We start from the raw sequence: 22,141 nt of genomic DNA on the forward strand, positions 1-22,141 counted from the left end.
GCTAATAAGAAACCCGGCCTGCCGCCGTCCCTTTGGCAGGCCGCCAGAAGGAGAAATAATGTACCCTGTTGATTTGCATATGCACACCGTTGCCAGCACTCACGCCTACAGTACGCTGCATGATTACATCGTCGAAGCCCATCAAAAGGGCATCAAACTGTTCGCCATCACCGATCACGGCCCGGATATGGCCGATGCGCCGCATTACTGGCACTTTATGAACATGCGCGTCTGGCCGCGTCTGGTGGATGGCGTAGGGATCCTGCGCGGTATCGAGGCCAACATCAAAAACCTGCAGGGCGATATCGACTGCACCGGACCGATGTTGAACGAAGTCGACGTGATTATCGCCGGCTTCCACGAGCCGGTGTTTGCGCCGCAGGACAAGGCGGCCAATACCGAAGCGATGATCGCCGCGATGGCGCAAGGGGATGTGCACATTATCAGCCATCCCGGCAACCCAAGGTATCCTATCGACATCGCGGCGGTCGCCGCAGCGGCCGCGAAGTATGAAGTGGCGCTGGAGCTGAATAACTCGTCATTCACCCATTCACGCAAGGGCAGCGAGGACAATTGCCGGGCAATTGCCGCCGCGGTGCGTGATGCAGGCGGTTGGTTGGCGCTGGGGTCGGATTCGCATATTGCTTTCTCACTCGGCGGCTTCGAGCACTGTGAACGCATCATCGCTGAAGTGGAATTTCCGCAGGAACGGATCCTCAACGTCAGCCCACGGCGCCTGCTGGACTTTCTCGAGCGGCGCGGCAAGCCGGCGATTGCGGAATTGGCCGATTTGTGACATCGTCCCGGCAAATTTTCCGTATTGTATAAGGCATTATCATGAATGAATTTTCCGTTGTTTGCCGCGTGCTGGGTACGCTGTTTTACCGTCAGCCGCAAGATCCGTTGTTGGTGCCGCTGTTCACGCTGATTAAAGAGGGCAAGCTGCAGCAACACTGGCCGCTGGAGCAGGACGAACTGCTGACGCGCTTGCAGCAGGGATGCGATGTGAACCTGCTTTCCGCCGATTTCAACGCGATGTTTGTCGGCAGCGAATGCAGCGTGTCGCCGTTCCGTTCCGCTTATGTGGAAGGCGCAACGGAGGCGGAAATTCGCACTTTCCTGCAACAACGCGGCATGCCGCTTGGCGAAGCGCCGGCCGATCACTTCGGTTCTCTGTTGCTGGCTGCCTCCTGGCTGGAAGATCAATCGCAGGAAGACGAAGTGCAGGCGCAAATCACCCTGTTTGACGAATACCTGCTGCCTTGGTGCGGCCGTTTCCTCGGTAAAGTGGAGGCGCATGCCACCACCGGTTTTTACCGTACGTTGGCGCTGCTGGCCCGTGAGTCGATTCAGGCGATGCGTGACGAACTGGCGGAATATGAGCAGGACGAAGAACAGCCGGGCGAAGAAGGCTGAAGCACTAAAAATGACGGGCCTGCCTGGCCCGTCATCGTTTTCTCTGCGCTAAACACAGGTTTTCATCCTCCATACGTAAGTTGACAAAAAATCCCCTAATCTGACGGTTCATCGGCGGTTGGCTTTTCCGTGCCTGCGCGCCTTGTTTCCTCACGCAAAGGGTAGAGCATGAAAAATAACTGGATGCAGCAGATTCAATCGATGATTGGGCAAAAGGCCGGTTCCATCGGTGGGGCGGAAGGCATTGGCAAACTGCTGGCCCCGACCGCGTTGGGGGGCCTGGTGGGCGTTTTGCTGGCGAACAAATCTTCGCGCAAGCTGGTGGGCAAGTTCGGTAAAAACGCCTTGATTATCGGTGGCAGCGCGGCCGTTGGCGCGGTGTTGTGGAATAAATACAAGCAGCGGGTGAAAGAAACCCATCAGGGCGAACCGCAGTTTGGCTTGCAAACTACACCGGTGGATCTGCGCGCCAAACGGTTGGTGCAGGCGCTGGTGTTTGCCGCCAAGAGCGACGGCCATATCGATGCGGAAGAAAAACGCGCGATCGACCACAGCCTGGAACAGCTGCAGGTGGGCGAGGAAGCGCAAAAATGGGTGCAGGAGGCGATCGACCAACCCTTAAACCCGGAGCTGATCGCCCAGAGCGTGAAAAACGAAGACGAGGCGCTTGAGGTGTATTACCTGAGCTGCATGGTGATCGACGTCGATCACTTTATGGAACGCGGCTATCTCGATGCGCTGACGCAGTCGTTGAAGATCCCTGCGGACGTCAAGCAGGGCATTGAAAACGACGTCAACGAGAAAAAACGCGAGCTGGCGTAGCGCCGCTTGGCAAGCCGGGGGGAATCGTGTCACTCTTGCCTTAATCAAGGTAAGCGGATGATTTAGCAATGATGACACCCCCTAAGGCAGAAAAACGACCTTATCCCATCACCATCCACGGCGATACGCGCGTGGATGACTACTATTGGCTGCGCGACGACGAGCGGGCAGACCCTCAAGTGCTGGACTATCTGCAGGCGGAAAACGCCTTTACCGATGCGATGCTGAAACCGCAGCAGGCGTTGCGTGAGACGCTGTATGAAGAGATGGTGGCGCGTATCCCCCAGCAGGAGCACTCGGTGCCTTATGTCAGGCACGGTTACCGTTATCAGACCCGTTTCGAGCCGGGCAACGAATACGCGATTTATGTTCGTCAGCCACAGGCGGAAAGTGAACGCTGGGATACGCTGATCGACGGCAATCAGCGCGCCGAAAAACGCGAGTTTTACACTCTGGGCGGTTTGGAAGTCAGCCCCGACAACCAGAAACTGGCGGTAGCGGAGGATTTCCTGTCACGCCGGCAGTATGACATTCGTTTCAAAAATCTGAACGACGACAGTTGGGCCGACGAAGTGCTGGAAAACACCTCCGGCAGTTTCGAATGGGCGAACGACTCCGCCACCGTTTATTACGTGCGCAAACATGCCAAAACGCTGCTGCCCTATCAGGTGTATCGCCACGTGGTAGGCACAGATCCGCAGCACGACCAACTGATCTACGAAGAGCTGGACGACACCTTCTACGTCGGGCTGGAAAAAACCACCTCCGAACGCTTTATCCTGATCCACCTGAGCAGCACCACCACTTCGGAGATTTTGCTGTTGGACGCCGATCGCGCCGACAGCACGCCCCAGATGTTTGTGCCGCGCCGCAAGGATCATGAATACGGCATCGATCACTACCATCAGCATTTCTATATCCGCTCCAACAAGGACGGCAAGAACTTCGGCCTGTATCAGAGCGAGCAGGCGGATGAAGCGCAGTGGCAGGAGCTTATCGCTCCGCGTATCGAGGTGATGCTTGAAGGCTTCAGCCTGTTCCGTGACTGGTTGGTGGTGGAGGAGCGCAGCGAAGGCCTGACCCAACTGCGCCAGATCCACTGGCAGAGCGGCGAAGTGAAACGCATCGCTTTTGACGATCCGACCTATACCACCTGGCTGGCCTACAATCCTGAGCCGGAAACCGAACTGCTGCGCTACGGCTACTCTTCGATGACCACGCCGACCACGCTGTATGAGCTTAATCTCGACAGCGGCGAGCGCGTGATGCTCAAGCAGCAGGAAGTGAAAAACTTCACGCCGGAAAATTACCGCAGCGAACGGGTATGGGTGAAAGCGCGGGATGGCGTCGAGGTGCCGGTCTCGCTGGTTTACCGCCAGGATCGCTTTATCCGGGGCAGCAATCCGTTGATGGTTTATGGCTACGGCTCTTACGGCAGCAGCATGGATCCGGCCTTCAGCGCCAGCCGTTTGAGCCTGCTGGATCGCGGTTTCGTCTTCGTCCTGGCGCACATTCGCGGTGGCGGCGAGCTGGGGCAGCTGTGGTATGAGGACGGCAAGCTGTTCAAGAAGCAAAATACTTTCAACGATTTTATCGACGTGACCGAAACGCTGATCGCGCAGGGTTATGGCGACGCCAAACGGGTCTTCGCCATGGGCGGCAGCGCCGGCGGCCTGTTGATGGGGGCGGTGATCAATCAGGCACCGCAGCTGTTTAACGGCATAGTGGCGCAGGTGCCGTTTGTCGATGTGGTCACCACCATGCTGGATGAGTCTATTCCGCTGACCACCGGCGAATACGACGAATGGGGCAACCCGAACGAGCCGGCGTATTACGACTACATCAAGCAATACAGCCCGTACGATCAGGTGAAAGCGCAAGATTATCCGCACATGCTGGTGACCACCGGGCTGCACGATTCGCAGGTACAGTACTGGGAACCGGCCAAGTGGGTGGCGAAGCTGCGCGAGTTGAAAACCGACGATCGTCAGCTGCTGCTGTATACCGATATGGATTCTGGCCACGGCGGCAAGTCCGGGCGTTTCAAAGCCTATGAGGACATTGCGCTGGAGTACGCCTTTATTCTGGCGCTGGCGGAGTAATTTGCAGGCGGGCGGCGATTGCTGCCCGCTTTTTTAGCCGATCAGATAGTATTTCAACGTATGCTTCATGTCCGGGCTGAGATCCTCGATGGACTTCAACATCCAGCGCAGATAGCCGGGATCTTCCTGCGCAATGCGATCGATTTCCTGCCCGCGATACTTGCCGAATTTGAATTTCTTCAGCAGCACCGGCTGTTCGGTGATTTGCGCCATTTGTTCCGGCGTCCAACCCGAATCCTTGACGATACGTTGCAGCAGCGCGGCGGTGACGTAGCAATCGTACAGCGCCCGGTGCGGGTACAGCGTGGTGTCTTGCGGCAGTTGCACCTCGAGATTCAACGCATAGCGCAGATACTGGTTGCCGTATTTGATGTCCGGGTACAGGGTGCGCGCCAGCTTCATGGTGCATATCCAGGCACCGCGCATTTCCGGCAGCACGCCGCGATCAAACGCTGCGTTGTGCGCCACATAGTAAGGGCTACCCAGATAGCGGCCGATCGCCACCGCGATGCGCGGTTTACCCTCGACCATCTGTTCGGTGATGTGATGGATAGCCATCGCATCAATGCTGATGGGCCGATCGGGGCTGACCAAGTCGCTCATTGGATTGGCAATGTGGCCGTCGATCAGGTCGACGGAGGCGACTTCCACCACGCCGCCGTCCAGCCCGCAGGTTTCAGTGTCTATTACGCGTAAAATCATGGTTTCCTCAGGGGCAACAGCACAGCGTTAGCTTAACCGGCAGTAGCGCCCGTGCCAACCGTTGGGGCGGTTTTCTGCAATCAGCAACCCCTGGCTGCTATCTGGTACGCTGGCTACCTGCCGGCCTGTTTCATCCCATATTGCGCTTCTACCGGCAGGGATCCAGCCACCGGTAGGGCCGGCATGGTTAGCCATCAAGGTGACAATGCCATGTTGTTGCGCATAACTCGCCAAATTAGAGCTGTCGGTGGAGTAACCGGCTTGAGAAACCAACACGCCGGCGGCGTAGATCTCGGCACCGGCTATTGCGGCATCGGTGGCATGCTCTGGGTGCGCGGTGTCAGCGCAAATCGCCAGGGCGATCCGTCGTTGGCTTACCGTCAACAGAGGGCCGCCATTGCCGGAACGAAATATCTCTTTTTCCGCACCGTGCAGATGTTGCTTGGTGTAGGTATTTCGGCCGCCGTCGGGGCTGAACGTGAATGCGCCTATAAACAACCCAGTGCCATCGTTGAGCGGAGCGCCGACAACAAGCGTCATCTGTTGTTGTTTAGCCGCATCGGCTAGCGGCTGCAAACGTGGATCGTCAAGCGTAAGGGCTAAACGACTGGCAGCATTGAGCTCGTAACCGGTCAGCGAAAGTTCAGGAAAAATCAGCAACTGCACATGCTGTTCTGCGGCCTGACGGATGAATGTCAGATGGTGGTCCAAATTGCGGTCAATATCAGCGGCCACGGCGTGGTACTGAGCGGCGGCGATAGTCAAGCGGGGCATCGGTATTCACTCCGGTAATTTCAGACAACAAAAAACCCGCCTCGGCGGGTTTAATTACGGTTAGAAGTTCGCTTACTCGCCGGACGTTTGCCCTTTTTTGGCGCGTTTGCCTGCGCGTTTCTCTGCAGGGGTTTTCAACGGCTTCTTCTTCGCATTTTTCTTGCTATCCATTCCCTTACTCATGTTGGCCTCTCAGTTACCTATGGGTGGGTGGTTTGCTAAGCTATTAACCACCTTACACCGGTTGGTTGCAAGCATGAAAACGTATGTTTTAGTCAATCGCTTGTTAAGCGTGAGTATTTTGTTTTTTGTGAAAGGCTGCTTAATTGTTTTGTTATGTTATAATGTAACAAACAAATTATCGCGGGAGAGCGCAATGACCGTCGTTTCCTTGTTAAACCCACAGCAACTCCTGGCCATGCCGGAGTCTGATTATATGAACCCGGCACAGCAGGCTTTTTTTCGCCAACGCCTGCTGGAGGAGCAGCAAAAATTGCTGCTGCACATCGATGCGTTGAAACGCGATATCGACGGCGGTGAAGTCTCCGGTGATGAAGCGGATAAAGCCGCGCGTGAAGAAGACCTGCGATTACTGTTCCGCCAGTTGGACCGCGAAAGCCGCTTGTTGCCGAAAATCGCGGCGGCGTTGTCGCGGCTTCACAACGGAGAGTTCGGCTATTGTCTCGAAACCGGGGAGCCCATTGGCCTGCCGCGTCTGCTGCTGCGGCCTACGGCAGAACTGGGCATCGAGGCGAAAACCGCTCAGGAAATGCGTGAGCCGCACTTGCGCAAAAGAGGCTGACCCGGGCGCTGGGTATGCTCGTTTAGGCTGACCTGGCCGGTATTTTGCGGTCATTTTAAGCAAACGCACGCTAACTTGCCGGGGAGTGTGGGAGTTTTCAGGTTTTACCGTTGACCTGATGGGCCGCTTCGGCTTTTATGAGGGTATGACCACAGAGACGGAAGCGCCATGGAACAATTACGAGGTTTGTACCCGCCGTTAGCAGCGTATGACAGCGGTTGGCTGGACACAGGGGATGGCCACCGGATCTACTGGGAACTGAGCGGTAACCCTAAGGGTAAGCCGGCAGTCTTTATTCATGGCGGGCCGGGCGGGGGGATATCCTCCTATCACCGCCAACTGTTCGATCCACAGCGCTACAAGGTGCTGCTGTTCGATCAGCGCGGCTGCGGGCGCTCCAAACCGCATGCCAGCCTGGACAACAACACCACCTGGCATCTGGTGCAGGACATTGAACGCCTGCGCGAAATGGCCGGCGTGGAGCAATGGCTGGTGTTTGGCGGCTCATGGGGATCGACGCTGGCGTTGGCCTATGCGCAAACCCATCCGCAGCGCGTTAGCGAAATGGTGTTGCGCGGCATCTTCACGTTGCGTAAGCAGGAATTGAGCTGGTATTACCAGGACGGCGCTTCGCGCTTCTTCCCGGAGAAATGGGAGCGTGTGCTGTCGATTCTTTCAGAGGAAGAGCGTAAGGACGTGATCGCGGCCTACCGCCAGCGCCTGACCTCAAAGGATCTGCAAGTACAGCTTGAAGCGGCGAAGTTGTGGAGCGTGTGGGAAGGGGAGACGGTAACGCTGTTGCCAAGCACCGAGTCCGCTTCCTTTGGTGAGGATGACTTTGCGCTGGCGTTCGCCCGCATCGAAAACCACTACTTTACCCATTTGGGTTTTCTGGACAGCGACGACCAGCTGCTGCGCAACGTTCCGTTGATTCGCCATATCCCGGCGGTGATTATCCACGGCCGCTACGATATGGCTTGCCAGGTGCAAAACGCCTGGGATCTGGCGAAGGTCTGGCCGGAGGCGGAGCTGCATATCGTAGAGGGTGCCGGGCACTCCTTCGATGAACCGGGTATCCTGCATCAGTTGATGCTGGCCACCGACAGGTTTGCGGCAAAATGATGCAAAACCCGCCATGACGGCGGGTTTTTTTTATCTGGATTTCGGCTCGTACGGCAGGCGCGAATACTTGTGTGATTCGACGCGATAGAACGCCACGCGTTCGCGGAAATAGTCGCGCAGGTGCGCCGGCTGTTCGCGTTCAACCATTTCCGGGATCACCGGCATGTTATAGCGTTCTTTAAACGCCACGCCGGAAGCCGCGAGATCAACGTTCACCTTGTCCATCTCTTCTTTGGAAAGCTCTGCCAGATTGTAACCCACCGTATTCTCCTTACTGTCACCGCATTGGATCAGCGCAGAAGGTAATGCACCCGGCGGCGCTTGGCAAGCCTGAAGCGCAAGGGGAGAAGGGCTGCGGGAATAACGCCAGCCATCAGCGCTTATTTATTATGCCGAAGGTAATGCAATCTATTTGTTTTATTAAATAAGAATGATTCGTTTTTGGGGTAAATGTACAGATGAAAATAGTTATCATAATAATTTAGATGAATAATTAATATTTATTTTAACATATTGATTTTTAATTGATTAAAAATTAAATGACTCATGATGTAAATCAGGTGTTTTTATTTTGTTCTTACCAAGGCATAATACGGAAAAATTAAATCGATACCTGCAAAATAAAAGGGATAATTATGCTGACGCAAGAAATGACCAAAAAGCTGAATGAGCAACTGAATCTGGAATTTTATTCCGCCAACATGTACCTGCAAATGAGCGCATGGTGCAGCGATAAAGGCTTTGAAGGCGCGGCCGCATTTCTTAAAGAGCATTCTCAGGAAGAGATGCAGCACATGCAACGTCTGTTCGATTATCTGAGCGATACCGGCTCCTTGCCGCTGCTGGGCACCATTGCCGCACCGCCGGTTGAGTTCGAATCCCTTGCGGACGTGTTCCAACAGACTTACGAACATGAGCAACTCATTACCCGTCAGATCAACGAGCTGGCGCATGCGGCAATGACCGCTCATGACTACTCTACCTTCAACTTCCTGCAGTGGTATGTCGCTGAGCAGCATGAAGAAGAGAAACTGTTCAAATCCGTGCTGGATAAACTGGCGCTGGTGGGCAATAGCGGCAAGGCTCTGTTCTTCATCGATAAAGATCTGAAGAAAATGGGCGCAGCCGGTGAAAACGGTAACGGCCAGGGTTAAATCTGCGCTGAATAACCGCGCGTCGGGCTTTGCCTGGTGCGCGGTTTTTTTATGCCCTGCATTTAGCATGGTTTAGCAGCGATACGTGCTGCCAGATCGCAGAATGCCAGCGTTCTGCTCGACTTACGGATCGAGTCTCGTTATCATTTAATACGATACGCTACAGGGATGGTAGGGCGTTAAAAACAGCGGGTTAGCCGTTATTCCCGTTCTTCTGTTTACCCGTGGCGCAATCATCTGCGGTGGGTTATGGTCGCCGGCCTTGGCCCTTATCACCCTCGATTATTGCTTTAAGGGATATCACTGTGATCGGTAAAATTCGTTCTTCGTATCGCCTGCTTTCTACTATTTTTGTGTTGTTTGTCGGGTTGTCCTCGCAGCAGGCGCTGGCGCATGCCCATTTGAAAGTGCAGACGCCGGCGGAAGATGCCATCGTCAGCCCGGCACCGAAGGTGCTGACGCTCAATTTCTCCGAAGGCATTGAGCCTAACTTCAGCGGCGTGAAAATCACCGGCCCGAACGACGCCAACGTGAAAACCGGTAAATTGCAGCTCGATGCGAACAACAACACCCAGATCAATTTGCCTATCGAAGACGATCTGGCTGCCGGCAAATATAACGTTAGCTGGCATGTGGTTTCGGTCGACGGCCATAAAACCAAAGGCCAGTACAGCTTCACCGTCAACTAAGCCATGAGTCTGGCGGCCCTGTTTGTTCTGTGTCGCTTTGTGCACTTTGCGGCGGTGATGCTGATGTTTGGCAGCAGCCTGTTCACCGCCTTATTGTCGCCGCAGCGCCTTTCCCCGTATCTCTCCCGTGACGTGCGTCCTCTGCTGGTTTCCAGCACCTGGCTTGCCGGGCTTTCTGCCGTGGCGCTGCTGGCGATTCAGGCCGGGCAGATGGGGGATGGCTGGGCCGATACCTGGCAACCCGATGTTTGGTGGGCGGTGCTGGGCACCACCTTCGGCGAGGTCTGGCGCTGGCATTTGGGGATGTCGCTGCTGGCAGTATTGAGCCTGTGGTTGCCGGATCAACGCCGCACGCAGCTTTTGGCGCTGCTTTCCACGTTGCTGCTGGTCAGCATGGCGTTTATCGGCCATGCGGCAATGCATGGGGGCGCACTCGGCGCGCTGCACCGTTTTAACCATGCGCTGCACCTGGTGGCCGCCGGTTACTGGTTTGGCAGCCTGCTGCCGCTGTTGATCTGCCTGCGCTATCTTGCTCAACCGCAGTGGCGCAGCGACGCGGTGATCACCTTGATACGTTTCTCGCGCTGGGGGCACCTGGCGGTGGCGTTGGTTATCTTGACCGGCGTAATTAACAGTTTGATTATTCTCGGTAACTGGCCGCTGGATGTGGCTTCGCCATATCAGCGCCTGTTGTTGTTCAAAACTGCGCTGGTGGCGCTGATGGTCATGGTGGCGCTGGCCAACCGTTACGCCATCGTACCGGCGATGAGCAGCGTACCCAGGCTGGCACAGCGCGGGTTGGTGCTGGCCTGCTGGATTGAGGTTGTGCTGGGCGCATGCGTACTGCTGCTGGTCAGTTTATTTGCAACCTATGCGCCGGTGTAATATTGCGGCTTGCCGGATGCCTATAAACTGCGGGAAAATTGAATCAAATAGCAACCTTAAGGCCATAACATGAAATCGGTATTACTTGGCATCACGCTGCTGGCCACCGCGACCGGCGCGCTGGCGGCAGACCAACTGGTTAACATCACCAAGCTGGAATACGGCAAGCAGTGGGCGTTCACCAAAGAAGAAGTGACGTTGCAATGCCGCAGCGGCGGCGCGCTGTTTGTACTGAACAACAGCACGCTGATGCAATACCCGCTTAACGCCGCAGCAGAAGCTCAGGTGAAAGCAGGGCAGCAGCGCGCCCAGCCGCTGGATGTGATCCTGCTGGATGACGCTGCCAATCCCGGCAAAAAAATGAGCACAGAGCCATATCGTGAGCGCGCCGAGAAGCTGTGCGCGAACTAATGGCTTGCTCCACAATGGCTTAGCCAGAGGTGAATCGGTGCTGAAAAATTGCGCGGAATTAATTTCAAAACGTAACTGTCACCACCCGTGTGCGAGGCTGGCAAAACTAGCGCGGTAAGCTACTCTTAAAGTGCATGGCTGAACAAGCCCTGCACAAAATGCCAACTTTTAGCGCACGGCTCTCTCCCAAGAGCCATTTCCCTAGACCGAATATAGGAATCGTATTCGGTCTTTTTTTATGCTGTTGATTTATAACGGTTTATTTTGTCTCGTCCGAAAATGTCCGAATGATGTCCGAATTTCTATACTCGGTCTTTTATAGCATCACGTATTCTTTTCCCCTCGTATTGAGGTATTTCAGCGCCATAATCTCGGAAGTATGCCCCAGTAATTTCTGCGCAAAATCCCTCCCTCTTTCCTTCTCATACAGCCGTCCGGCCAGGCTACGGATCTCGTGGAACGTCGGCGGGCTTTCTTCAAAATCCAGTCCAGAAGCTTTTCGCGCGACGTACCTCTTCTGTAGGCTAACGCGGTAATAACTAATAGAAATGAAAATCATTCGCAGATAATTTATATTGTCTGGATAGTTGGCAGCGCCCAACGCTTAACAGACTTTAATAGCATAGAGAAAGAAGGCAATGAATGCTGTTGGCATGATAATCACTCCGCGCGTACTGGTCGTCGATGACCATCGTAAAATCCGTGAGCCGCTGGCCGTTTATCTGCGTCGTCAGGGTTTTGACGTGCGCACCGCCGAAAATGCTGCCGCCATGTGGCTGCTGTTAAAACGGCTCTCTTTTGAAATTATTATTCTTGACGTGATGCTGCCTGACGGCGACGGCATGGAACTATGCCAGCAACTGCAACGACGAACCCACATACCTGTGATTCTGCTGACGGCGCGAGACGCCACCGACGATCGGGTTCGTGGGCTGGATTTCGGTGCGGACGACTATGTGGTCAAACCCTTTGAGCCACGCGAACTGGTGGCACGTATCAACAGCGTACTGCGGCGCAGCGCATTCGGGGCGGTTACCGTTCCTGCCGACGAAGCAGCTGTACTGCTGGCGTATCGCTTTGCCGGGCTGCATTTTTTGCCCTCCACCGGCTTGCTGAGCAGCGATGATGGGTCTGGCATCGCCTTAAGTACGATGGAGGGGCGGCTGCTGGTAGCCTTCCTGAATCACCCCAATACCGTGTTAAGCCGCGACCGCTTAATCGATCTCTGCGTATCACCGGGCAACGATATTTTTGACCGCGCCATCGATCGTCAGGTGAGTCGCCTGCGCGGCAAGCTGGCGCATTTTCTGCGTGACAGAGAGGTGCTGATTACCGTCTGGGGTAGCGGATATCGGTTGGCAGCCGACGTCAGTGAAATGCGCACATGAAATGGCTTAATAATCTGCTGCCGAAACGGATGGCCAATCAACTGACGTTACTGCTGGTGTTGGCACTACTGATCTCCAATGTCATTGCCATAGTTTATATTCAACTGACCGGTGCGCTTATTCATCCGATGTCTCGTGTCAATGCATTGGAGCGTCTCGCTATCGCGTATCAGGCGGTGCAGCATCTGAGCCCAACTGACAGCGAAAAACTGCTGCGAACCATTGATACCAGCGATGCCCATTTTTGGGTCGATACACGACCTGATGTCCCTTATTTCCCGATGCGCAGTGAAGAACAGCGTTTGGTTGCCGACCTTACTCGTTTGGCACCTTCCGCCAGTCATAGTGTGATGCAGTTGGAGCGTACTGATGGAGGGTTGGCGCGTGAGCATTTGTTCCGTTCGACCGGCTGGCAACCGCTACGGCTGCGTACCAGCATCAAGCTGCCGGATGGCCGCTATCTGAATGGCGTTCAACATCCCCAGCAGGCTTATGAGTGGAGCCGCCTGCTAGCCTATGCGCTGCCGGTCACCAGCATGCCGGTGCTCCTGATCGTAATATTCTTTATGCGTCGGGTAGTACAGCCAGTGAAGTCGCTGGCGGAAGCCACTGAACGTGTCAGCCGTGGCGAGTGGATTACGCCGCTACCGCTGCGTGGCCCACAGGAAGCTCGCGAACTTACGCAAGCATTCAACCTGATGCAGGAGCGCCTCGCCCGGCATGTGGAGGGCCGAACCCGCATGCTGGCCGCCGTCAGCCACGATCTCAATACACCGATCACCGAGCTGCGTTTGCAGGTTGAACTGTTGGAGGAGGGGCCGGCGCGCGACGATATGCTGGATAGTTTGCAGGAACTCAGCGCTATGGTCAGCGAGACGCTGAAGTTTGTACGCGGGGATGCCTTGCAGGAAAAAACCGTCAGCATGTCGATTACCCGTTTGCTGGACGATTTAGCCCGCCGCTACCGCACTCTTGGTAAACCGGTTGAATGGCCGGGCGCTGAGCAGATTGAGATCTTATGCCGCCCCTTATCGTTGAAGCGAGCACTGACCAATCTGATCGATAATGCACTGATTTATGCGGGAGAGGCGACTCTCAGTCTGACTCAGGATGCGGACAATGTGCGGATTGAGGTGTTGGATCATGGGGCAGGGATTGCCCTTTCGGAACTGGAACAGGTATTCGAGCCTTTTGTGCAGTTGTCCCACCAGAGTATGCTCGAGGATAAGGGGATTGGCGGCGGGCTGGGGCTGGGGCTGTCCATTGCCCGTGCTACTGTACATGCCCACGGTGGCGAGCTGATCCTTGAGAATCGCCCGCCTGCCGGGTTATGTGCTGTCGTTATACTACCGAAAATTTAGAAGGTAACGGTACTGCCAAACCAGAAAGTCCGGCCATAGTTGACGGTACCGTAGGTTTCATCGTCGAGGCGTTTATCATTCAGGTTGTAAATGGCACCATTCAGTGTTACTGCCTTCGTCAACTGGTATGAAGTGCCTATATCCGCAGTCGTGTAAGCCGGTGCCGGGGTACCATTTACCGTGGTGCCAAACTCTTTGCCGTAATAGTTCATTGCCGCCCAGGTTTGCAGATGTTCATTGATATCCCATTCGCTGCGCAGACTGGCCTTGCGTTTAGGTGTTAATGCCAATGGCGCACCGGTATTGGCGCCACTTTTTTGCTCAGAATCGGTGTAAGTAAAGTTTCCCTTCAACGACACAGACTGCACAATTTGCCAGCGTCCGTTCAGCTCAACGCCTTTAATCACTGCTTTGTCGATATTCACCCGTTCCATAATGATGTATCGGCCCCACATCTGGTCGGTGGTGACAGTGGAGAGCTTATCTTTGAAGTCGTTGTAGAACACCGTTGCACCTGCGGAAAGGTTATCGCGATTGTTCCAGAGTGCTGACAACTCATAGTTGGTGCTGGTTTCTGGCTTCAGGCCGGAATTACCGAACATCACATAGGTGTTGCGGCGCAGAACGGCGTAATCATCGATCACTGCACGTAGCTCGGGGGCTTTAAAGCCGCGTGCAACGCCGCCTTTCAACGTCCACTCGTCACTCACGTGCCAAACACCATATAAGCGTGGGTTGAAGTGGTTACCGTACTGCTCGTGGTGATCGAGACGCAGGCCGGTGGTCAAGGCAAAATTCTCGGTCAGACGCCATTCATCTTCGGCGAATACCGCTTTTTGCACCACATCAAATTTATAGTTTTTCCGATCGCCTGCGGCCTGGTTCCAGTCGGTTAGGGCGCTCTCATTCCACTGTACGCCGCTGGTGATGACGTGGTAATCGGTAGGGACAATCAGTTTGGCATCAAAGACGGTATTTTTTATTTCCGGTTTACGCCCGAGGACGTCCGTTTGCGTACTACTGGCAAGCCCTTCGCGGCTGGTTTTTTCCTGTGACAAACTCAGATTACTGGTGGCCCAGCCCCAGCGTCCTTCGTGTGATGCCGACCAATGATCACGGTTATTTTTTTGTTCGCGTGTCGCCCAGTTGGCGCTGACCCCGTCGCCATTTTTCAGACGGGTCACACCACCTTCCAGCAGAAAATCCTGATTAGGCGTCGGTGTGAAGGACAGCCTCGCAGTGATGTCTTTATGTTTTGCTTTGGTAAAACCATTGGTGGTCTGGACATCATCATCTGCCTGGCGATCGAGATAGCGCCCCCATACCTGTAACCCCAGCACGTCCGACATCAGCGGACCATTGAGATAGAACTGAGTCTGACCGGCATTGCCCTGGTCACTGTGTTGACGCGCAGAGTAATCGTAAGAGAATGAACCGCCCCATTCACGCGATACCTTGCGGGTAATAACGTTGATCACGCCGCCGATAGCATCAGAGCCATACAGTGATGACATTGGGCCGCGAATCACTTCGATACGCTCGATAGCAGCTGCAGGTGGCACAAAGCTCTGCTCATAACCGCTGTTGCCGTTAACGCGTGAATCACGTCCGCTCTGGCGCTTACCATCTACCAGCAGCAGAGTATAGTCGGCCGGCATGCCGCGAATGGAGATATCGGTTTCATTGGCGCTGCCATTGACTACGACACCTTCCACATCACGTACGGCGTCGCCCAGATTCTGGAAAGAGCGTTTACGTAGGTCCTTGCCGTCGATCACGGTGATAGAAGCCGGGGCATCCTCCTGCGTTTGTTCGTAACCGGCTGCCGTCACTACGATTGTCTGTGAGTCTGAGGTATCGGTTGTTTCGTTTGCCCAAGAGCAGGCGGGCAGAAGTAGCGTAAGTTTGATGATGACAGCCAATGGTTGGCGATGAAAATGGGGATGCATGATAAAACGTCTCTTGTGTGATTCATATTAAACGCGAATCATACGCATCCGTATCTGCATAAATTGGACAAAGTGAGACAACTTCCCGGTTGGGCTGACGGCTCTTACTGCAGGCGATTTAGACGGGCGGGTTATGTCTGGCCAAGATAGTTGCGTCTCTATTGATAATACCAACACGGGGGTACAGCTGGACCTTTCCTGCCTGATGGTGCTTACGCACCTGTCAGCCCTGAATGAAAGAGCAAATTGTTGACCTTGCCATGAACAATACCGGTATTCGGAATATTGCACGAGCGCTGCATATCGGCATTAATACCGTTGTGCGCACGTGAAAAGACTCGCTTCCCTTGCCTTGCCACCAAGGGCGCATCGCCAGTCATGCGATATCCCGAAAATAAGTTGATAAAGTTCGCTCTCTGTATATGGATACAGTAATAATGACAAAGGGATCAAAATGACAAATCTGATTATTTATGAGAATAACTGTGTGACGCTAACCCCGGAGCAGGCAAAAGCGCTGGGTATTCTGCTGATGGGTCAGATGCGATTTTGGTATTATGACTCGGGATGTGATGTAAAGTAATGCCGGGATGGATTCCGGCTATTTTCCAAAAATGCCTTTCGTTATCGATCAGTGCTGGCTTCGACTGTATCCGTACCGCGTTTTAGAATACGTGGACGGGTCGTGCGAGTTTGAGGGCGAGCCGGTGATTTGATGACCGGCCGTTAATGTATTTTTATGTCGAATTTTTTCCGAATCGTTCCGAGAATTCTGCCAACCAACTTTACCCCGCAATTGATAGCGGGGTTTAAAGATGGGGTAGAGTAATCTGATAACTATGGCTTATCCTTGACTAGTCACTTCTGTATTTAGTAAGGATAACAATTCGGCTATAAATTTTTGCGGTGCCTCTAGCATTGGGCTATGTCCGCAATTTTTGATTACAGTCATACTAACGTTTTTTAATTGTTGCGATAGCGTAACCCATGGCTCCATGGGAGTTATCATATCATGTTCGCCCCAAATAAAGTGGGTGGGAGTGGCCATTTTATTAAGAGTCTCTGGGACATCATACTTTCTACTGAACGATAACCATCTTACGATGTTTTTATGAATTTGTTCATCGCTGAAAAGATGAGAAATTTCATCTATTCCACGTTGTGGCACTTTGCTTTTATCAAAATAAACATTGCTCATCAAAGAACGAGCATATTTGGTATCGCCCGTACGCAGTTCACTTAACGATACGCCGGCATCCGCTTCAATCTGGCCTGGCGCTCCACTCATAAAAAGGCCTTTAACCTGAGAGGGCGCGAGGGATGCGTAATGTAAAGCAATTAATGCACCCAATGAGTTGCCTACTAAATAAGGTGCTTCATTACAAGAGGCGATCACCTGATCCAGCGAGTCTTTCGCCTTTTTATAGCCGCTACCAAAAGTTACAGGTATTGATTCATTGAATACTATAGGACTATATCCATGATCAACCATGCTCTCAATAACTGAGTTCCATATCCAACCCCCGGCAAATAATCCAGGCAGAAAAATAATGGGGTGGCCAGAACCAGTCTTGGTATATAACATGATAATTATTTCCTTTTGCGATTTTTTGAGGTTTTTTTCCTAAGCGTGAAGGTGCCTACTACCGGTTAATAAAAGGTAACAATTATGATGATCTTGGCTTTCTATTTGACTCACTGATCTGTTTTTGATGATACATCGATATTAATAATCATACAATGTTACTTGGCAAAAAATATTACTCTGCAATAGATATGATTAATGCGATAACTGTATTTTTGATTTAATGTTTTTTCTGGGGATTTTTTCTGATTGTGATTAATAGCTTGGTTTGTTTATTATTTAGGCCTTATTAAGCTATCAATATTCATGATCTTTTGAATTAGATGTATCACCAAGGGCACATCGCCAGTCATGCGATATCCCGTAAATAAGTTGATAAAGTCCGTTCGCTGTATATGGATACAGTAATAATGACAAAGGAACCAAAATGACAAATTTGATTATTGATGAGAATAATTGTGTGACGCTAACCCCGGAGCAGGCAAAAGCGTTAACCAAGGTAGTGGTAGGGGGTGAGTTCGAAGGTGCCGTCCTTTTAAACAAATACCTCGGGCGTTTACCGTTGCCGATTGATCCGGCGATTGTGTACGACGAAGTACTGCATTCCGCCGCAGCCTACTACTTGGCTATCTCCCTGGAGGGGCGTTGCTTCTCTGGCGTGGGTGTGCCGGTTGTTGATCAAGATGGCGACAGTTGGGCATTTAAATACTCGTTTGATATGGAGGAAAGTTATGGTGAACAAATAACGACCCAACACCTGACGGTAACCTCTCCAAGCTAAGTACTCAAAAAAGCCCTGGCAAATTTGCCAGGGCTTTCTCGTTGCACTGGGTAATATCTGCCCTCTATGAACCTCATTGACTCCTCCGCCGACCTTAAGCATTATCGAGTGATGAAATATACCTTGCTCACCTCTACCACAACCACGACAACCGCCTTTTTCTGGCGGGCCGTGAGGGTGTGCGTGAGCTAAAAGCGCAGTTCCCCAAAGCCCCGCCAGCAGTGGCCGGGGTGTCTTTATGCTCCGTCCTGGTTGGTAACGACGGAGATTCACATGCAACAACATCATCACCGTACCGCACTTTTGATCATTGATATGCAGCTCGGCATGTACGAGGGCCCGGAGCCGCCTTATGAAGGCGAACGCGTTCTGGCTAATATCAACGCGCTGATTGGTAGGGCGCGCGATGCGGGCTGCCCCATATTCTTTGTGCGCCATGCCGGGCCAGAAGGGTCAGCGATCGCAGCAGGCAGTCATTTTTGGCAACTGCACCCGCGTCTGGCAATCGATGCGGCAGTGGACAGGGTTATAGATAAAAACCGGCCCAGCTGTTTCTATCAAACGGGGTTGGCCGAGCAGTTGAACGAAGGGGGCATAACCCGGTTAGCGATAACAGGAATGAAAACGCAATATTGCGTGGATACCGCCTGCCGGCAGGCTGGTGAGCTGGGATTTCAAACGCTACTGGTCGCTGATGCGCACACTTGCAGCGATACGCAGGCGCTGAGTGCCGAGGCGATAATCAGGCATCATAATCTGACTCTCTCGGGTCCTTTTGCCCAGTTGATACAAACTGCGGACGTGCAGTTCTGAAAAAACGGCGGGCCGGGGATTTCGGTTCGCCGATCAATTCGGAACACGCCGCTGGCCCCGGTAGCCGTAGCTTTGGTACTATCCCTCCCTCCCAAACAGTCAATGGTGCATTACATTGAAAATCCAAGCGTTATTATTTGTTGCCGCCGCCGGTTTGGCTGGCTGCAGCCAAGAGGGAACCTCAGTGAATCAACCCAAGAAAAACAAGGGTGACCATACGGAAGTGTTACTGGTTAACAGTGCGCTGGTGGATTGCATGGGCGTCTCCCCAATGAAATGCATGCAGGTGCGTCATTCAATACAAGGGCAGTGGGAAATGTTTTATAGCCAGATTGAAGGCTTCAACTTTGAACCGGGTTACCGCTATCGCCTGAAGGTTAAGGTGACCCAGGCTGAAAACGTACCGGCCGATGCGTCCTCATTGCGCTATACGCTGGTTGAACAGTTGGAAAAGAAGAAGGTCTGATTACGCCCCGGCAGGTCAGGGCCGAAAATCCTGACCTGATGGCCGTGTACCCAACTGGCAAGGTACTTTTCGACGTAAACTCCCCAGGCCATCACGCGTTATGATTTCCCTCTGCGGCCGAAGTTTACCGGGCGAGACTGGTCTGCTCACTGGGCTTGTTGCGATTCTGCAATGCGCCTGTCTTAAGTATATTGTGAAAATCAGGTATATTGTCCTTCGGTTTTTAGCTACCAAGACAAAATTACTATGATTATCAAACCTAAAATTCGTGGTTTTATCTGCACCACCGCTCATCCGGCAGGCTGTGAAGCCAACGTCCGCGAGCAAATTGCTTACGTTAAATCCCGTGGCGAACTGAAAAACGGGCCTAAAAAGGTGCTGGTGATTGGTGCCTCTACCGGTTACGGCCTGGCGTCACGTATCAATGCTGCGTTCGGCAGCGGTGCGGCCACCATCGGCGTATTTTTTGAAAAGCCGGGCAGCGAAGGCAAAACCGGTTCTGCCGGTTGGTACAACTCTGCCGGTTTTGATAAGGCAGCTAAAGAAGAAGGCCTGTATGCGAAAAGCATTAACGGCGACGCTTTCTCCAACGAATGCCGTCAGACCGTTATTGACCTGATCAAACAGGACCTGGGTCAGATCGACATGGTGGTTTACTCGCTGGCTTCCCCGGTGCGTAAAATGCCGGAAACCGGTGAAGTGGTGCGCTCGGCGCTGAAACCTATCGGCGAACCGTACAAATCCGTGGCGCTCGACACCAACAAAGACGTGCTGGTAGAAGCCGTGGTTGAACCTGCCAACGAGCAAGAAATTGCCGATACCGTCAAAGTGATGGGGGGCCAGGACTGGCAGCTGTGGATGGACGCGCTGGAAGAAGCCGGCGTGCTGGCAGACAACGTACAGGCTGTAGCTTATTCCTACATCGGTACCGATCTGACCTGGCCAATCTACTGGCACGGTACGCTGGGCAAAGCAAAAGAAGATCTGGATCGCGCGGCTCAGGCCATCGATCAGAAGCTGAAGGCCAAAGGCGGCGCGGCTTACGTTGCGGTGCTGAAGTCGGTAGTGACTCAGGCTTCCTCGGCCATTCCGGTAATGCCGTTGTACATCGCCATCGTCTTCAAAATCATGAAGGCTCAGGGGATCCACGAAGGTTGCATCGAGCAAATCCAGCGTCTGTTCGCCACCAAACTGTACAGCGGTACCGCACCGGACACCGACGAGAAGCATCGTCTGCGTCTGGACGACTGGGAACTGCGTGACGACGTGCAGAACACCTGCCGTGAAATTTGGGCACAGATCAACGACAACAACATCAATGAGCTGACCGATTATCAGGGCTACAAGGCCGAGTTCCTGCGTCTGTTCGGTTTTGGTCTGCAGGGTGTTGATTACGAAGCGGATCTCAGCGGTGAAGCGAAGTTCGACGTGATCGAACTGGTCTAAACCTATCGAGTATTCGTAAAAAAGCCGGGTTATCCCGGCTTTTTTACGCCCATACCTGCCTGTTCCCGTCGCTACTCATCAGTCCACTTGATCGTTGACAGCAATAAGTTATCGTTTTACGATAACTTATTGCTGTTTTCCAAGGATGAACTTGTTATGGCTGCCGTGCCACGGATCCACCTTCCACTTTACGTACGTTGCTTGTGTTTGTTGATCATGGCGATGCTGATTATCAGCACCGGCGTGGAGATGTTTATGATTATCCAGGGTTGGGTGCAGGGCGAAGCGTTCGACAGCATTGTGGCCGCCTATCGCGACTACTACCCGGAGCTGAATACCTACGCTATCCCGCAGCAGCGCTGGGCGATTTTCACCACCCTGTTGCTGGATATGTTCGCCTACGTGCCTTATTACAGCGCGCTGCTGTGCGGTGCCGGGCTGTTTTATCAGTTTTATCGCGGCAATGTCTGGCACCGCAACAATATGCTGTTGCTGCAGATCATCGGCATTTTACTGATTGTCGATGTACTGTTCCCTTCATTGGCCGGCATGTTGCAGGTGATGATACTGACCGCCAGTGAAAAAATGCTGTTAATAATTTATTATGGCGTCAACAGCGAGTCGGTACGCTCGTTGATCGTAGGCTGCGCAATCCTGGTGTTTAGCCGGGTATTCCTGGAAGCGTTGCGGCTGAATGAAGAACAGCTTTCTTTCGTGTGAGAATAGAGTGGCGATAATAGTAAGTCTTGATGTCATGTTAGCCAAAAGGAAGATGCGATCGAAGGAGCTTGCGGAGCAGGTGGGGATCACGGAGCAAAATTTATCGTTGCTGAAGAACGGTAAGGTGAAAGGCGTCAGGTTGGAGACGTTAGACAAAATCTGCCGTATTCTCGATTGCCAACCGGGCGATCTGCTGGCCTGGGAACCTGATAGCGAAGGTTGACGCGGCGGCGCATTTTGTGCGCCGCTCTCTCTTTGCTGAGTGTCATTGCCGCTGCGCTGGGCCGATTTATTTGTTTGTTTTAAGTTAAATCACTCGCCACATTATTTAACAGTAATGCGTTTTGCCTTGGCATGGCCGCTGGGCACATTCTGATTAATAAACTAAAAAAAGTGATTTTTTTATTTACCGTCACCGGCGGTTAAGTCTATTTTAAGGAGAATATATGGCATTGCGTCATGGGATCCCCGCGCTGATAATATTGCTGAGTGGCTGTAGCGCTATTCATGCAGATTCATCTTATTCGTCCTGGGAGCCGCCCGTGCGGGCAACGCGGGAACAAAAACAACGCATTGGCAGCGGTGAATCGGCCTATTCCGTATTGAACGAAGGCTCGCCCAGCATCGGCGGAACCCTGGACTGGTCCCGGTTATGGGATCGCTAATCAGCATAAATATATTATGCCTGCGAATTATAAGCCTCAATACTGACCATTTAATTAAGGTTTATTATTGTTCGGTTAATGTGTTTTC

General features: G+C 53.0%; 24 protein-coding genes and 2 pseudogenes. 20 read left to right on the forward strand and 6 right to left on the reverse strand.

Annotated elements, in window-relative coordinates:
- The first annotated feature begins 58 nt into the window (after positions 1-58).
- The 4 genes from ACUTQW_RS02700 (at position 59) to ACUTQW_RS02715 (ending at position 4,340) form a co-directional block, all read left to right on the forward strand.
- A complete protein-coding gene (locus ACUTQW_RS02700; RefSeq protein ID WP_004943097.1) occupies positions 59-796 on the forward strand; it encodes a phosphatase in 738 nt (245 codons plus the stop codon).
- 41 nt (positions 797-837) lie between these two features.
- Positions 838-1,416, forward strand: a complete 579-nt coding sequence (locus ACUTQW_RS02705; protein WP_006324732.1) for a TorD/DmsD family molecular chaperone — start codon at positions 838-840, stop codon at positions 1,414-1,416.
- Positions 1,417-1,584: 168 nt separating this feature from the next.
- Positions 1,585-2,238, forward strand: a complete 654-nt coding sequence (locus tag ACUTQW_RS02710) for a tellurite resistance TerB family protein (protein ID WP_020438852.1) — start codon at positions 1,585-1,587, stop codon at positions 2,236-2,238.
- Between the two features lie 68 nt (positions 2,239-2,306).
- Positions 2,307-4,340 carry a S9 family peptidase gene (locus ACUTQW_RS02715; protein ID WP_006324734.1) on the forward strand — a complete coding sequence of 678 codons (2,034 nt, stop codon included), beginning with the start codon at positions 2,307-2,309 and terminating at the stop codon, positions 4,338-4,340.
- Positions 4,341-4,373: 33 nt separating this feature from the next.
- On the opposite strand, the gene exoX is transcribed toward ACUTQW_RS02715, so the two are convergent.
- Together exoX and ACUTQW_RS02725 are read right to left on the reverse strand one after the other, a co-directional pair.
- Positions 4,374-5,042 (reverse strand): exodeoxyribonuclease X, encoded by a 669-nt coding sequence (exoX, locus tag ACUTQW_RS02720; RefSeq protein ID WP_006324735.1) that lies wholly within the window; start codon positions 5,040-5,042, stop codon positions 4,374-4,376.
- A gap of 27 nt (positions 5,043-5,069) precedes the next feature.
- Positions 5,070-5,816, reverse strand: a complete 747-nt coding sequence (locus ACUTQW_RS02725; protein WP_006324736.1) for a carbon-nitrogen hydrolase family protein — start codon at positions 5,814-5,816, stop codon at positions 5,070-5,072.
- A 376-nt stretch (positions 5,817-6,192) separates the two neighbouring features.
- Here ACUTQW_RS02725 and ACUTQW_RS02730 point away from each other — a divergent pair, with 376 nt between their 5' ends.
- Both ACUTQW_RS02730 and pip read left to right on the forward strand, forming a co-directional pair.
- Positions 6,193-6,618 (forward strand): TraR/DksA C4-type zinc finger protein, encoded by a 426-nt coding sequence (locus ACUTQW_RS02730; RefSeq protein ID WP_004943113.1) that lies wholly within the window; start codon positions 6,193-6,195, stop codon positions 6,616-6,618.
- Between the two features lie 168 nt (positions 6,619-6,786).
- Complete coding sequence (gene pip / locus ACUTQW_RS02735) at positions 6,787-7,740, forward strand: prolyl aminopeptidase (RefSeq protein ID WP_006324738.1); 954 nt, start codon at positions 6,787-6,789, stop codon at positions 7,738-7,740.
- A gap of 30 nt (positions 7,741-7,770) precedes the next feature.
- On the opposite strand, the gene ACUTQW_RS02740 is transcribed toward pip, so the two are convergent.
- The gene (locus tag ACUTQW_RS02740) at positions 7,771-8,001 is read right to left on the reverse strand and encodes a DNA polymerase III subunit theta (protein WP_004943118.1); all 231 of its coding nucleotides are present in this window, start codon (positions 7,999-8,001) and stop codon (positions 7,771-7,773) included.
- Between the two features lie 374 nt (positions 8,002-8,375).
- Between ACUTQW_RS02740 and ftnA the strand changes: the two genes are divergently transcribed.
- The 4 genes from ftnA to ACUTQW_RS02760 all read left to right on the forward strand — a co-directional run bounded on the left by ftnA (position 8,376) and on the right by ACUTQW_RS02760 (position 10,879).
- Entirely contained in the window at positions 8,376-8,894 is a 519-nt protein-coding gene (gene ftnA / locus ACUTQW_RS02745; RefSeq protein ID WP_004943119.1) for a non-heme ferritin, read from the forward strand.
- Positions 8,895-9,199: 305 nt separating this feature from the next.
- Positions 9,200-9,583 (forward strand): CopC domain-containing protein YobA, encoded by a 384-nt coding sequence (gene yobA / locus ACUTQW_RS02750; protein ID WP_004943122.1) that lies wholly within the window; start codon positions 9,200-9,202, stop codon positions 9,581-9,583.
- Positions 9,584-9,586: 3 nt separating this feature from the next.
- Positions 9,587-10,468: a copper homeostasis membrane protein CopD gene (gene copD / locus ACUTQW_RS02755; RefSeq protein ID WP_006324741.1), complete on the forward strand. Its 882-nt coding sequence runs from the start codon at positions 9,587-9,589 to the stop codon at positions 10,466-10,468.
- A gap of 69 nt (positions 10,469-10,537) precedes the next feature.
- Complete coding sequence (locus tag ACUTQW_RS02760) at positions 10,538-10,879, forward strand: YebY family protein (protein ID WP_004943126.1); 342 nt, start codon at positions 10,538-10,540, stop codon at positions 10,877-10,879.
- Between the two features lie 316 nt (positions 10,880-11,195).
- On the opposite strand, the pseudogene ACUTQW_RS02765 reads toward ACUTQW_RS02760, so the two are convergent.
- Positions 11,196-11,402: pseudogene (locus ACUTQW_RS02765) on the reverse strand (tyrosine-type recombinase/integrase); the annotation flags it as partial.
- 130 nt (positions 11,403-11,532) lie between these two features.
- On the opposite strand from ACUTQW_RS02765, the gene ACUTQW_RS02770 reads away from it, so the two are divergent.
- Both ACUTQW_RS02770 and ACUTQW_RS02775 read left to right on the forward strand, forming a co-directional pair.
- Positions 11,533-12,267, forward strand: coding sequence for a response regulator transcription factor (locus tag ACUTQW_RS02770; protein WP_006324742.1), 735 nt, complete (start codon positions 11,533-11,535; stop codon positions 12,265-12,267).
- On the forward strand, positions 12,264-13,628 hold the full coding sequence (locus ACUTQW_RS02775; protein ID WP_020438854.1) for an ATP-binding protein: 1,365 nt from the start codon (positions 12,264-12,266) through the stop codon (positions 13,626-13,628). The genes ACUTQW_RS02770 and ACUTQW_RS02775 overlap by 4 nt, the downstream gene beginning before the upstream one ends.
- Here ACUTQW_RS02775 and ACUTQW_RS02780 read toward each other — a convergent pair.
- Complete coding sequence (locus ACUTQW_RS02780) at positions 13,625-15,460, reverse strand: TonB-dependent receptor domain-containing protein (protein ID WP_020438855.1); 1,836 nt, start codon at positions 15,458-15,460, stop codon at positions 13,625-13,627. The two genes, ACUTQW_RS02775 and ACUTQW_RS02780, sit on opposite strands and share 4 nt — an antisense overlap.
- 350 nt (positions 15,461-15,810) lie before the next feature.
- On the opposite strand from ACUTQW_RS02780, the pseudogene ACUTQW_RS02785 reads away from it, so the two are divergent.
- Positions 15,811-15,906: pseudogene (locus tag ACUTQW_RS02785) on the forward strand (IS1-like element transposase); the annotation flags it as partial.
- Positions 15,907-16,421: 515 nt separating this feature from the next.
- On the opposite strand, the gene ACUTQW_RS02790 reads toward ACUTQW_RS02785, so the two are convergent.
- Positions 16,422-17,162: an alpha/beta fold hydrolase gene (locus ACUTQW_RS02790; RefSeq protein WP_020438856.1), complete on the reverse strand. Its 741-nt coding sequence runs from the start codon at positions 17,160-17,162 to the stop codon at positions 16,422-16,424.
- A gap of 427 nt (positions 17,163-17,589) precedes the next feature.
- Between ACUTQW_RS02790 and ACUTQW_RS02795 the strand changes: the two genes are divergently transcribed.
- The 7 genes from ACUTQW_RS02795 to ACUTQW_RS02825 all read left to right on the forward strand — a co-directional run bounded on the left by ACUTQW_RS02795 (position 17,590) and on the right by ACUTQW_RS02825 (position 22,053).
- Positions 17,590-17,943, forward strand: coding sequence for a hypothetical protein (locus ACUTQW_RS02795; RefSeq protein WP_006324748.1), 354 nt, complete (start codon positions 17,590-17,592; stop codon positions 17,941-17,943).
- 273 nt (positions 17,944-18,216) lie between these two features.
- Complete coding sequence (locus ACUTQW_RS02800) at positions 18,217-18,756, forward strand: cysteine hydrolase family protein (protein WP_006324749.1); 540 nt, start codon at positions 18,217-18,219, stop codon at positions 18,754-18,756.
- A 115-nt stretch (positions 18,757-18,871) separates the two neighbouring features.
- On the forward strand, positions 18,872-19,222 hold the full coding sequence (locus tag ACUTQW_RS02805; RefSeq protein ID WP_037432686.1) for a DUF4377 domain-containing protein: 351 nt from the start codon (positions 18,872-18,874) through the stop codon (positions 19,220-19,222).
- 246 nt (positions 19,223-19,468) lie between these two features.
- A complete protein-coding gene (gene fabV, locus ACUTQW_RS02810; RefSeq protein WP_004943136.1) occupies positions 19,469-20,668 on the forward strand; it encodes an enoyl-ACP reductase FabV in 1,200 nt (399 codons plus the stop codon).
- 156 nt (positions 20,669-20,824) lie between these two features.
- Positions 20,825-21,388, forward strand: coding sequence for a DUF2975 domain-containing protein (locus tag ACUTQW_RS02815; protein WP_037430751.1), 564 nt, complete (start codon positions 20,825-20,827; stop codon positions 21,386-21,388).
- 7 nt (positions 21,389-21,395) lie between these two features.
- Positions 21,396-21,611, forward strand: coding sequence for a helix-turn-helix domain-containing protein (locus tag ACUTQW_RS02820; RefSeq protein ID WP_006316720.1), 216 nt, complete (start codon positions 21,396-21,398; stop codon positions 21,609-21,611).
- A gap of 223 nt (positions 21,612-21,834) precedes the next feature.
- Positions 21,835-22,053, forward strand: a complete 219-nt coding sequence (locus tag ACUTQW_RS02825; protein ID WP_020438860.1) for a hypothetical protein — start codon at positions 21,835-21,837, stop codon at positions 22,051-22,053.
- Positions 22,054-22,141: the final 88 nt, after the last annotated feature.

The organism is Serratia sp. TSA_7 (assembly GCF_052692135.1).

What these genes read in the sequence shown, in the direction of transcription:
- ACUTQW_RS02700 (WP_004943097.1), top strand. Translation starts at nt 59, where the DNA reads ATGTACCCTGTTGATTTGCATATGCACACCGTTGCCAGCACTCACGCC.
- ACUTQW_RS02705 (WP_006324732.1), top strand. Translation starts at nt 838, where the DNA reads ATGAATGAATTTTCCGTTGTTTGCCGCGTGCTGGGTACGCTGTTTTAC.
- ACUTQW_RS02710 (WP_020438852.1), top strand. Translation starts at nt 1,585, where the DNA reads ATGAAAAATAACTGGATGCAGCAGATTCAATCGATGATTGGGCAAAAG.
- ACUTQW_RS02715 (WP_006324734.1), top strand. Translation starts at nt 2,307, where the DNA reads ATGATGACACCCCCTAAGGCAGAAAAACGACCTTATCCCATCACCATC.
- exoX (WP_006324735.1), bottom strand. Translation starts at nt 5,042, where the DNA reads ATGATTTTACGCGTAATAGACACTGAAACCTGCGGGCTGGACGGCGGC.
- ACUTQW_RS02725 (WP_006324736.1), bottom strand. Translation starts at nt 5,816, where the DNA reads ATGCCCCGCTTGACTATCGCCGCCGCTCAGTACCACGCCGTGGCCGCT.
- ACUTQW_RS02730 (WP_004943113.1), top strand. Translation starts at nt 6,193, where the DNA reads ATGACCGTCGTTTCCTTGTTAAACCCACAGCAACTCCTGGCCATGCCG.
- pip (WP_006324738.1), top strand. Translation starts at nt 6,787, where the DNA reads ATGGAACAATTACGAGGTTTGTACCCGCCGTTAGCAGCGTATGACAGC.
- ftnA (WP_004943119.1), top strand. Translation starts at nt 8,376, where the DNA reads ATGCTGACGCAAGAAATGACCAAAAAGCTGAATGAGCAACTGAATCTG.
- copD (WP_006324741.1), top strand. Translation starts at nt 9,587, where the DNA reads ATGAGTCTGGCGGCCCTGTTTGTTCTGTGTCGCTTTGTGCACTTTGCG.
- ACUTQW_RS02760 (WP_004943126.1), top strand. Translation starts at nt 10,538, where the DNA reads ATGAAATCGGTATTACTTGGCATCACGCTGCTGGCCACCGCGACCGGC.
- ACUTQW_RS02770 (WP_006324742.1), top strand. Translation starts at nt 11,533, where the DNA reads ATGATAATCACTCCGCGCGTACTGGTCGTCGATGACCATCGTAAAATC.
- ACUTQW_RS02775 (WP_020438854.1), top strand. Translation starts at nt 12,264, where the DNA reads ATGAAATGGCTTAATAATCTGCTGCCGAAACGGATGGCCAATCAACTG.
- ACUTQW_RS02790 (WP_020438856.1), bottom strand. Translation starts at nt 17,162, where the DNA reads ATGTTATATACCAAGACTGGTTCTGGCCACCCCATTATTTTTCTGCCT.
- ACUTQW_RS02795 (WP_006324748.1), top strand. Translation starts at nt 17,590, where the DNA reads ATGACAAATTTGATTATTGATGAGAATAATTGTGTGACGCTAACCCCG.
- ACUTQW_RS02800 (WP_006324749.1), top strand. Translation starts at nt 18,217, where the DNA reads ATGCAACAACATCATCACCGTACCGCACTTTTGATCATTGATATGCAG.
- fabV (WP_004943136.1), top strand. Translation starts at nt 19,469, where the DNA reads ATGATTATCAAACCTAAAATTCGTGGTTTTATCTGCACCACCGCTCAT.
- ACUTQW_RS02815 (WP_037430751.1), top strand. Translation starts at nt 20,825, where the DNA reads ATGGCTGCCGTGCCACGGATCCACCTTCCACTTTACGTACGTTGCTTG.
- ACUTQW_RS02825 (WP_020438860.1), top strand. Translation starts at nt 21,835, where the DNA reads ATGGCATTGCGTCATGGGATCCCCGCGCTGATAATATTGCTGAGTGGC.